This is a genomic window from Bacillota bacterium (assembly GCA_040754675.1).
Lineage (GTDB): Bacteria > Bacillota > Limnochordia > Limnochordales > Geochordaceae > Geochorda.
In genome coordinates this window covers 1-9,935 of the sequence record JBFMCJ010000111.1, presented here as the reverse complement: position 1 = coordinate 9,935, position 9,935 = coordinate 1, and the positions used below count along the sequence as shown (strand labels likewise).

Sequence of the window (9,935 nt, the reverse complement as noted above, 5' to 3'; positions counted from 1 at the left end):
CTGCAGGCCGCCGGGCTGCCCGCCGTGGGAGCCGACATGGCGATAGCGGGAGATGTCCCCCAGGGTGCCGGGCTCTCCTCGTCGGCGGCGCTCGAAGAGGCGACCGTGATGTTCGCCCAGGCAGCCGCCGGGTTCGAGCTTGCGCCCATCGAGGCGGTGAAGCTCGCCCGCCGCGCCGAGAACGACTTCGTCGGCGTGGCCTGCGGCATCATGGACCAGTTCGTCTCCCGCATGGCCCGGCGAAACTCGGCGCTGTTCCTCGACACCGAGAGCCTCAGCTACGAGCACGTCCCGCTGCCGCCCGGCGCCGCCATCGTGGTGACCGACACCCGGGTGCAGCGCCGCCTGGTCGGCTCCGAATACAACCGCCGCCGCCAGGAGTGCGAGGAGGCGCTGGCCATCGCCCGGCGCCACGTACCGGGCTGGCGCCTGCCCCGGGAGTTGTCCGACGAGGCGCTCCGGGGCCTGGAAGCCGTGATGCCGCCAATTCTTATGCGCCGCCTGCGCCACCTCGTCGAGGAAAACGCCCGGGTGGTCGGCGCGGTACAGGCCCTGCAAGCCGGCGACCTGCCCAGGGTCGGCGAACTGATGAACGCCTCCCACGAAAGCCTGCGGGACCTCTTCGAGGTGAGCTCGCCCGAACTCGATGCGGCCGTCGACATCGCCCGCCGCGTGCCGGGGGCGTACGGGGCCCGTATGACCGGGGCGGGGTTTGGCGGCTGCACGGTGGCGTTGGTCCGGCCCGAAGCGGTACCCGCTCTCATCGCAGCGCTCGAAGAGGAGTACCCTCGCCGCACCGGAAAGACGCCGCAGGTGTTCGTCTTGCAGGCGGCCGAGGGCGCAACGGTCAGCCGGCTTTGAAGGGTGTACCGGTCAGCCGGGTTTGAGGGGTAGGGGCTAAGCAGCCATGTCGAAGATTGCCATCATCGGCGCAGGGTCCACCGTGTTCGCAAAAAACATCATCGGAGACGTCCTCAGCTATCCGGAGCTCCAAGACGTTGAGTTCGCCCTCATGGACATTGACCCGGATCGCCTGGCCGTCACCCAACGGGTCACCCACCGGCTCGCCGAGGCGTTGGGGGCTCGACCCCGGATAACGGCCACGACGGACCGCCGCCGCGCGCTCGAGGGGGCCAAGTATGTCATTTGCATGATCCAGGTCGGGGGCTATCGGCCCGCGACGGTCATCGACTTCGAGATCCCCAAGAAGTACGGCCTTCGACAGACCATTGGGGATACCCTCGGCATCGGCGGAATCATGCGGGCGCTGCGCACCATCCCGGTGCTCATCGACATCGCACGGGACATGGAGGAGGTCTGCCCCGACGCCCTTCTCATCAACTATGCTAACCCCATGGCCATGAACCAGTGGGCTTTGAGCCGCGCCACCCGCATCCGCACGGTGGGGTTATGCCACAGCGTTCAAGGAACGGCTCGCCAGTTGGCCGCCGACCTCGGAATCCCGTACGAAGAGATGAGCTACCTGGCGGCCGGCATCAACCATATGGCGTTCTATTTGCGGCTTGAGCGAAACGGCGACGACCTCTACCCGGCGCTTCGGCGACTTGTGGCCGAGGGGCGGGTCCCGCCGTGGAACCGGGTCCGATACGACATGATGATGCGTCTGGGCTACTTCGTCACGGAATCGAGCGAGCACTTTTCCGAATACGTACCCTACTTCATCCGGCGGGATCGCCCGGACCTTATCACCCGGTACAACATCCCTCTGGATGAGTACCCGCGCCGCTGCGAAGAGCAGATCGCGGGTTGGGAGGCGCTCCGGCACAGCCTCGAACACGGAAGTGAACCCCTGTCCCACGAGCGCTCGCATGAGTATGCTCCGCTCATCATCCACAGCATGGAGACAGGAACGCCTCGCACTGTGTACGCAAATGTCCCCAACGCCGGCCTCATTACCAATCTGCCTGCGGGCGCCATCGTCGAGGTTCCGTGCCTGGCCGATCGCCTTGGCGTCCAGCCGACTCACGTGGGGCCGCTTCCCGTTCACCTGGCTGCCCTCATCCAGACCAACATCAACGTTCAAGCGGTGGCAGTGGAGGCCGCGCTGACGGGAAAGCGAGAGCACGTATACCACGCAGCGATGCTCGACCCGCATACTGCGGCGGAGCTCACGCTCGACGAGATCGTCGCGATGGTCGATGAGCTGCTGGCGGCGCACAGGGAGTGGCTCCCCCAGTTCACGTGAGCCAACCCTACCAATAACGCCCTTCTGGTGCGCTGCCTCAAAGCGGGCACCTTACCCCTGGCAGCCTGAGCAGGCCTGCATGGCGTCATCGAGGGGTCGGGAGGCAGAGCCGGTGCGGGGCGAGACGTTCCGCTGGTTCTTGGTCTTGAGTTCCGTTCCGTTCGTCATGGTGCTTGGAAACTCTATGCTCATTCCGGTACTTCCTGCCATCAAATCGCATCTCGGCTTGACGCCGGTCCAGACGGGGCTCGTCATCACCGCCTTTTCGCTCCCGGCCGCGATCACCATCCCCTTTGCCGGCGCCCTCTCGGACCGCATCGGCCGCAAGCCCGTCATGGTGCCCGCCCTGGTGCTCTACGGGCTCGGGGGTATCCTGGCGGGGATCGGGGCCTGGCTGCTTCCCGGGCGGTTCTGGCCGGTGCTGGGCGCCCGCATCCTGCAGGGCATCGGCGCAGGCGGGACCTACCAGCTTGCCATGGCTCTCGCCGGCGACGTCTTTCAGAGCTCGGAACGCAGCCGCGCCCTTGGGCTCCTGGAGGCGAGCAACGGGCTCGGCAAGGTCGTAAGCCCGCTGATCGGCGCACTGGCAGCAATGGTTGTCTGGTTCCTGCCGTTTTTCGTCTACGGGGCCATAGCGCTCCCGGCAGCAGTGGGGGTCTGGCTCGTGGTCAGGGAGCCTGGCCACGAGCGGCAGGCACAGGGTCTCGCCGGCTACTGGGCGCGCCTTGCGGAGATCGCGAAAACCCGCGGCGCCGCGCTTTTGGCCGGGTACGGGGCAGGCATGATGGTTCTGTTCGCGCTGTTTGGGGTGTTGAGCCTCATCAGCGACGAACTCGAAAGCCGCTTCCGCCTCTCGCAGCTGGTTCGGGGAGGCATCATCGCCATCCCTGTGGGCGTCATGGCCATCGTGGCGTTCCTTGGCGGGCTCTATCTCCAGAACCGCCCGCAGCAGGTAAAGCCGATGATCGTGGCGGGCCTCGCCGCAAGTGCCGTGGCGCTCGGCGCCATGGCCGTGGTGCGCCAGCCCCTGTGGCTCCTGATCACGCTGGCAGCGCTGCTCGGCCTCGGCACTGGCATCAGCCTTCCGGCTGTCAATACCCTGGTGACCGGGGCCGCCTCGCGCAGCCAGCGCGGGGCCGTGACGGCCCTCTACGGAACCGTGCGCTTTGCCGGCGTGGCGGCCGGCCCGCCCCTCTTCGGCCTGGCAGGGAACCCTTCGATGCGGCTCGTGATCTTCGGCCTCTCGGCACTGGCTTCGGCGGGCCTAGCCTGGGCAATGGGCCTCATCCAGGTGCCGCAGGCTGCCGTCAGACAGCAGGGGGCGGCCGAAAACGAGGGATCTCCGCCGGAGGGGGAAGTCAACGGCGACCAGGGCGGTCCAGCGACCTCCTTCGACCCCTCCCCGTGGCGCGAGGGAGCCGAGGGCCAGCCGGACATCGGGTGAGAGCCGTCCCTCACGCAGCCGTCCCAGCAGCACCAGCTCGCCGGCGTCACCCGGGAGAGCCGTGTCCCGGAGGGAGAGGGTCCGGACCGGCATGGGCCCCGGCGTCTCACCCGTTGCTAACGAGGTCGGTTGGCGTTACGATACAAAGGCAAACGCGTCTGGCCGCGCGGACAGCCATGCGGCCGGGAATTCCTTCGGGTAATGGTTCGTTCAAAGGCGTCCACGGGCGCCTGCGCGGTTCAGCGGGGGTTGGGGAGCAGCCGATGCGCGTCGGCAGCGTGCCGATGCCGGGTATCCTTCGCCTGCAGGGTACGGCGGCCCGGGAGCTCAGCCGCGCGGTAGCCACCCTGGCCAGCGGGCTTGCCGTACGTACGGCAGCTCACGGCCCGGCCGAACTGGCCGCTGCCCAGCGCCTCAGGGCCGAGGTTTTGGGCGCGCGGCAGGCTCGGCGAAACGTCCAGGCAGGTCGGGAACTGCTCGACACCGCTGAAAGCGGGCTGGCCGCGGCCGGCGACGTTTTGCTTCGCATGCGGGACATGGCAGTGCAATCCGCGAACCCCACCCTGTCGGAGGCCGACCGGACGGCGCTTCAGACCGCCTGGGCGGGGCTGATGCGGGAGTTCCGGTCGCTCGTAACTTCCACAGCGTACAACGGCATGACCCTGCTGGACGGCACGTTCACCCCCCGGACGCGGACTGTCACGCGCACCGAGACGGTCGTGGTGGCCCCCGAGCAGCCTGCCTCGGTGACGGTTGAGGCCGGCACAAACCGCGGGCATGGTGGGATTGTCGTCGCAGGCACGCCGCTTGCCGACGCAAGTTACACCCTCACGATCCTCAGCGACGCCGTCTTTACCGACCCCTCCACCTCTATCACGCCCCAACCAGCGAGGGGCCGTATCGACGTCGGGCCCGGTAGCTGGCCGACCACGAACACGGTGTACGAGGTCATGATCTACCAGGTCAAAAACGATAGGTTCTACCGGATAACCGAGGGCGGAACGCAGGTCATGCCCGACGAAACCATCACCGAGGGATTGGTGGTCGGGCTCCCCAACGGCGCCGTGATCCAGTTCGTTGACAAGCCCGCGTATTACAAGGACGGGACCGCGTATTCGGTAACCACCACGGCGGCCGTGAGCCAGCCCGCCCAGTATCAAATCAGCGGCCCGGAAGGCGACCAGACCGGCACCGTCTCTCAAAACCCCGTCGATCTGGGTAACGGCCTGACTTTGAGCTTCGATAGTCCCGGGCAGGACCTGGCCTATCTGACCGGCGATACCTTCACCATCACCGCCACGGCAGCCCGCCCTGCGGTGACGGCAGAGCAGACCGTCACCGAAACCGTCACCGCCGGCCGGCCCCTTGTCCTTCAGATTGGCCCGGCGCCAGGGGCTCAGCTTCGCCTTACCCTGCCCGAGGTCACACCCGAGGCGCTCGGCATCGATCAGCTCGCGCTGCCTTCGCCCGATTCCGCAGACCAGGCCCTGACGCTCCTGGATACCGCCACTGAACATGTGCACAGCGGCCGGGCCGCCATCGGAGCCCTCACCAACGCGCTGCAGCACGTGGAGCAGAGGATGGAGGTCCACGAACTCAATTTGCAGCAGGCCGTAAGCCACCTGGTCGACGCCGACTTTGCTCTCGAAGCATCTCGCCTCAACGGGGCTCTGACCAGGGTTCGCCTGAGCGGCGCCGCTGTGCGCTCCTACACGGCCGCCTTGCGCGACTCGCTCTCCGGATTGCTGGTTTCGGTGACGGACATCCAGGGCCGGGCACCCGTTCCCGCATTGAGGGCCTGGACGGCCTGAGGGGTCCGGCCCAATTGACTGGGCCGGTGGCCCACCCTTACTCCTGCCGGCCAAACAGCCACACCGCCGGCACCAGAAACGCCAGCCCCAGCGCCGCCAGCACCGCCACGTCCACCGCAACAGGGTGCAGGCTGATGGCCTTCAGCACGAACTCCGGCAGGCTCTTGCCCAGCGCCACCTGCCGCAGCGGGTCAACGCCGTAGGTGACCGGGTCGATGCGGCTCAGCCACTCCATCCACAGCGGCACCCCGCGCAGCGGGAAAAACGCTCCGGACAGGAAGAACATCGGCATGAGCAAAAACTGCATGACCATCTGGAAACCTTCCATGCTGCGCTGGCGAGCCGCGATCAAAATGCCGAACGCCGTCATCACCGCCGCCAGCAGCAGCATGAGCAGCATCAGGATCAGCACCTGATCCCACGAGAGGCGCACGCCGATGAACGGCGCCAGCACCAGCACGATGAGCCCCTGGAACATCGCCACCGTGCTGCCCCCCGCCACCTTGCCAAGCGCCACGGCAAGGCGAGAGACGGGCGCCACCATGACCTCCTTGAGAAACCCGAACTCCCGGTCCCACACGATGGAGACCGCCGAGAAAATGGCCGTAAACAGCACCGCCATGCTCAAAATGCCGGGGAAGAGGAACTGCTTGAAGTTGAACGCCCCCTGCCCCAGGTTGGACATCGCCGGCGCAAGCCCGCTCCCGAAGACGAACAAAAAGAGCAGCGGCTGGCCGAGCGACGCCACGATCCGGGAGCGATCCCTGAGAAACCGCAGCACGTCCCGGTACCAAATGGTGTAAATGCCCTTCAGTTCTCGCCTGAATGAGTTCACGCCACCGCACCCCTCGACGACCGCGTCATGCCGCCGGCGGGCGTCCTCGCCCTTCGCCCGCCGTTCCCCTACCTCCGCCCCCACATGGCCCGGTGCACCCGCATCCGGTCCGCCGGGCTCGCCTCCACGTCCCGGCTGGCGCAGGCTTACGCTGTGTACCGAGAGCGCCGCCCCGTCCCCGTTGAAGGCTGTCACCATCTGGGGGATGAACCGGTCGCCCCGGTCTACCTCCACGATGAGTTCGCCGCCAGGCCCCAGCCGGGGCTCCAGCCCGAATGCGCTCTTGAGCCTCTCGGCCGCCGCCGCGTTGTTGCCCGTTCGCACCGTGACCACATCGCCGCCCACCAGCCGCTTCAGCTCATCCGGCGTATCCAGCGCCACGATGCGCCCGTGGTCTATGATGGCGATCCGTTCGCAGATCTCCGCCTCCTCCATGTAGTGGGTGGTGAGGAAGATAGTAAGCCCCTGCTGTTTGCGCAGGGCCGTGATATACTCCCAGATGTGGCGCCGGGTCTGCGGGTCAAGGCCGATGGTGGGCTCGTCGAGGAAGAGCACCTTCGGGTGGTGCAAGAGCCCCCGGGCGATCTCCAGCCGCCGCTTCATTCCCCCGGAAAAGTTGCGCACGATGGCCCGCGCCTTGTCGGCCAGGTCAACCATTTGCAGAACCTCGCGCACCCGCCGCTCGAACGCATCCGGCGGCACGTCGTACAGCATGGCGTGGAACCGCAGGTTCTCGTAAGCCGTCAGGCGTTCGTCCAGTGCCGGGTCCTGGAAGATGAGCCCGATGGACTGCCGGACGGCATGCGGTTCGATGGTTACGTCGTGCCCGTTGACGGTTGCCCGCCCGGCCGTGGGCCGCAGCAGCGTGCACAGCATATTGATGGTGGTGGTCTTGCCAGCCCCATTTGGGCCCAGAAATCCGAAAATTTCGCCTTCTCGTACATCGAAGCTGACGGCATCCACCGCGGTGACCAAACCGAAACGGCGGGTCAGCTCCCGCACCTCGATGACGGGGAGGCCGCCGGCCGCCCCGTTGTCGCTGAACACCTCAGGCTTCCCCGTCTCCATCTGCTCCATTCGCCTCGCTTTCCTGACCCCACGCCCCAATCAACTTCTCCAGGGACCGCACCAGGACATCCGCCTCCGCCACGTCCAGAGCCCTCAAGGCTCGCACAACCCGCCGGCGGCTGTACTCCTCGCACCGCTGCAACGCCTTCCGGCCGGCCGCCGTAATGCCGATCCACAGCGTGCGCCGGTCCCCCGGATCCGGGGAACGTTCTATGTATCCCCGCTCTTGCAGGACGTCAAGCAGCCCGGTCAGCGTCGAACGCGTCACGCCCAGCCGGTCGGCCAGCATGTGAGGGTGGCTCGGCCCGTGGCAGCGCAGGTGGCGAAGCAGGAACCACTGCGGCCAGCTCAGTTCGCCGCACCGCTCTGTGCGGCGCCACCGGTGGCGAAGCTGCAGGATGAGTTCGTGGACTCTGGCCATGTAGGCTTCGGCCTGATCCCGGCGCACGCTTGTCTCGCAGTTCTCCCGTTCGTCACACACCGGGGCCATTTTATTCGGGCACCGGATAGTTTGGTTGCCGCATGACCTCGGCATTCTCGCACCCGGCCACGGCGCTGTCAAGCAACGAGCAACTCGGCGGCCAGGCCGGCCGATGCGCCAGCCAGGACGAGCCAGGCCGAATTGACGCGGTAGCGCACCAGTGCTGCCAGCGAGACGAGCGCCAGGGCCGAGGTGAAGCCATCCACCAGGGCGCTTCGCGCCAGTTGCAGGGTCACCCCGGCCATGAGCCCCAGCGCGGCGATGTTGACGCCATCCAGCGCGGCCGAGGTCCAGGGTGAACGGCGCAGCCGGGCGCCCAGCGGGTGCACGGCCGCCACGAAGATGAACGAGGGCAGGAAGATGCCGAGCGTCGCAAGGACAGCCCCCGGCCAGCGGCCCAGCAGGTACCCGATGAACGTGGCGGTGGTGAACACCGGGCCCGGCGTGAACTGACCCACCGAGATGGCGTCCAGAAGCTGGCGGTCGGTGAGCCACCCGAGACGCTGAACGAAGTCGTTGCGCAGAAAGGCCAGCAGCACGTACCCGCTCCCGTAGAGGACAGAGCCGACCTTCAGGAAGACCCAGAAGATCAGACTCAGGGAGAAAGGCGCTGCGTTGCCGGCGACGGTCGTGGCGGCCGCCGCCGCGGCGGTGCCCACGACTGCCGGTAGTGACGGACCGGGCCGGACCCGAAACATTCCCTGCCGTAGCACGGCAAAGAGCAGACCTGCGCCGAAAAGCAGCAGGATTTCGTTGACACCCAGCCAGTACAGCCCGAGCACCAAGGCGCCCCAGGCCATCGCAAGGGGGCTTCTTAGGGCCGTTCGCACCATTCCCGCCAGCGCGTGCACCACGACGGCGATGATGACCGGCTTGACGCCGTAGAGAAGCCACGTGGCCTGCGGTGTCGCTCCGTACGCCACGTATGCCCAGGCAAACGCCGAAACGATCAGCGCTGCCGGCAGGATGAAGCTGGCGCCCGCTACGATGAGCCCAGGCCATCCCGCCCGGAGATAGCCGAGGTGAATGGCCATCTCGGTGGAGTTGGGCCCGGGGATGAGGTTCGTAAGCCCGAGAAGGTCAAGAAAGCGTTGATCGGTGACCCACCTGCGGCGGTGCACCACCTCCTCACGCATCATGGCGATATGTGCGGCGGGGCCACCAAAGCCGGTGACCCCCAGCCTGGCGAACAGCGCCGCGACCTCTGCCAGAGCGGCCCGGCGAGAACTTCCCTTCATCGGCTCTTCTCCGTCACCGCCGTTTGGCTGGTGCAGTTCGTCGCCAGGCGGGCCGTCCCTTGGCGGCCATGCAGGCACTTGCTATACTGGCGGTGGCAACCGGGCTGGGTTTTCGAGCCGCACGGTGCCCACCGCCTCGTGCGGGCGTGGCGGAATGGCAGACGCAGCAGACTTAGGATCTGCTGGGCTTACAGCCCGTGGGGGTTCAACTCCCCCCGCCCGCACCACTCTCGCACCTCGATCGGTCGCGGCGCAGCCACCGTCAATACCCTATTGACATGTGCGACTGCCTCGTGCTACCATGCGTGCCAACCGGCCCCGGCCCTGTCGAGCCGGGCGTTCGGCAAAACAAGTTCATGTCCCTTATCAAGAGCGGGCGAGAGACCGGCTCGATGACCCCCGGCAACCTGCATGCCAGCTGAGGCAGCAAGGTGCCAATCCCGGAGGATAAGAGGACGACGTCAGCCGTCCTCTCCCGAAAGGGCCGCTGATGGCCAGGCGGCCCGGCCTGCTGGCGCAGGGAGAGGAATTTTGTGGTCCGTCCCTCTGAAGCGATCTGCCCATTCGCGGACGCCCTCCGGCCGGCACGAAAGCACGTGACGGGGCTTTTGCGTTGACGCCCGTTGCCGGGTACCGCCCGCCGAGCAGGGGGGTTGTCCTGGGTGGCCGCTGTTGGGCTCCGCTGCCGGGAATGCGGCAAGAGCTTTCCTGTTTCGCCTGTTTACGCCTGCGACGACTGCTTCGGGCCGCTCGAGGTCGTCTACGATTTCGGGCGGGTGAGCCCGGAGCAGCTGGCGGCCAGCATCGCTTCTGGCCCCAAGAGCATCTGGCGTTATGCGCAATTGTTACCCG

Annotated in this window: 8 protein-coding genes, 1 tRNA gene and 1 riboswitch; of the genes, 6 read left to right on the top strand and 3 right to left on the bottom strand. The window is 66.9% G+C overall.

Translation table 11 applies throughout. The features are described 5' to 3' along the window. The 4 genes from galK to AB1609_08400 all read left to right on the top strand — a co-directional run. The coding region (gene galK, locus AB1609_08415) for a galactokinase (protein ID MEW6046491.1) at positions 1–861 on the top strand (861 nt) is incomplete at its 5' end. Between the two features lie 46 nt (positions 862–907). Next, positions 908–2,206 (top strand): alpha-glucosidase/alpha-galactosidase, encoded by a 1,299-nt coding sequence (locus tag AB1609_08410; GenBank protein MEW6046490.1) that lies wholly within the window; start codon positions 908–910, stop codon positions 2,204–2,206. Positions 2,207–2,318: 112 nt separating this feature from the next. Beyond that, positions 2,319–3,650, top strand: a complete 1,332-nt coding sequence (locus AB1609_08405; protein ID MEW6046489.1) for an MFS transporter — start codon at positions 2,319–2,321, stop codon at positions 3,648–3,650. A 263-nt stretch (positions 3,651–3,913) separates the two neighbouring features. Then, on the top strand, positions 3,914–5,461 hold the full coding sequence (locus AB1609_08400) for a flagellin (protein MEW6046488.1): 1,548 nt from the start codon (positions 3,914–3,916) through the stop codon (positions 5,459–5,461). Positions 5,462–5,498: 37 nt separating this feature from the next. Here AB1609_08400 and AB1609_08395 read toward each other — a convergent pair whose 3' ends face one another. The 3 genes from AB1609_08395 to chrA all read right to left on the bottom strand — a co-directional run bounded on the left by AB1609_08395 (position 5,499) and on the right by chrA (position 9,083). After that, positions 5,499–7,373 carry an ABC transporter permease gene (locus tag AB1609_08395; GenBank protein MEW6046487.1) on the bottom strand — a complete coding sequence of 625 codons (1,875 nt, stop codon included), beginning with the start codon at positions 7,371–7,373 and terminating at the stop codon, positions 5,499–5,501. Beyond that, positions 7,345–7,845 (bottom strand): MarR family transcriptional regulator, encoded by a 501-nt coding sequence (locus tag AB1609_08390; GenBank protein MEW6046486.1) that lies wholly within the window; start codon positions 7,843–7,845, stop codon positions 7,345–7,347. Before AB1609_08390 ends, AB1609_08395 begins: the two co-directional genes overlap by 29 nt. A 77-nt stretch (positions 7,846–7,922) precedes the next feature. Continuing rightward, a complete protein-coding gene (chrA, locus tag AB1609_08385) occupies positions 7,923–9,083 on the bottom strand; it encodes a chromate efflux transporter (protein MEW6046485.1) in 1,161 nt (386 codons plus the stop codon). A 140-nt stretch (positions 9,084–9,223) separates the two neighbouring features. Between chrA and AB1609_08380 the strand changes: the two genes are divergently transcribed. Beyond that, positions 9,224–9,310, top strand: a tRNA-Leu gene (locus AB1609_08380). Between the two features lie 133 nt (positions 9,311–9,443). Further along, positions 9,444–9,537, top strand: a riboswitch (SAM riboswitch). A 208-nt stretch (positions 9,538–9,745) separates the two neighbouring features. Continuing rightward, positions 9,746–9,935 (top strand): threonine synthase (locus tag AB1609_08375; GenBank protein ID MEW6046484.1); only part of this gene is annotated, 190 nt, incomplete at its 3' end.

Bases quoted from the DNA above. Each gene is read 5' to 3' on its own strand.
- chrA (MEW6046485.1), bottom strand. From the start codon at position 9,083: ATGAAGGGAAGTTCTCGCCGGGCCGCTCTGGCAGAGGTCGCGGCGCTG.
- AB1609_08400 (MEW6046488.1), top strand. From the start codon at position 3,914: ATGCGCGTCGGCAGCGTGCCGATGCCGGGTATCCTTCGCCTGCAGGGT.
- AB1609_08395 (MEW6046487.1), bottom strand. From the start codon at position 7,373: ATGGAGCAGATGGAGACGGGGAAGCCTGAGGTGTTCAGCGACAACGGG.
- AB1609_08410 (MEW6046490.1), top strand. From the start codon at position 908: ATGTCGAAGATTGCCATCATCGGCGCAGGGTCCACCGTGTTCGCAAAA.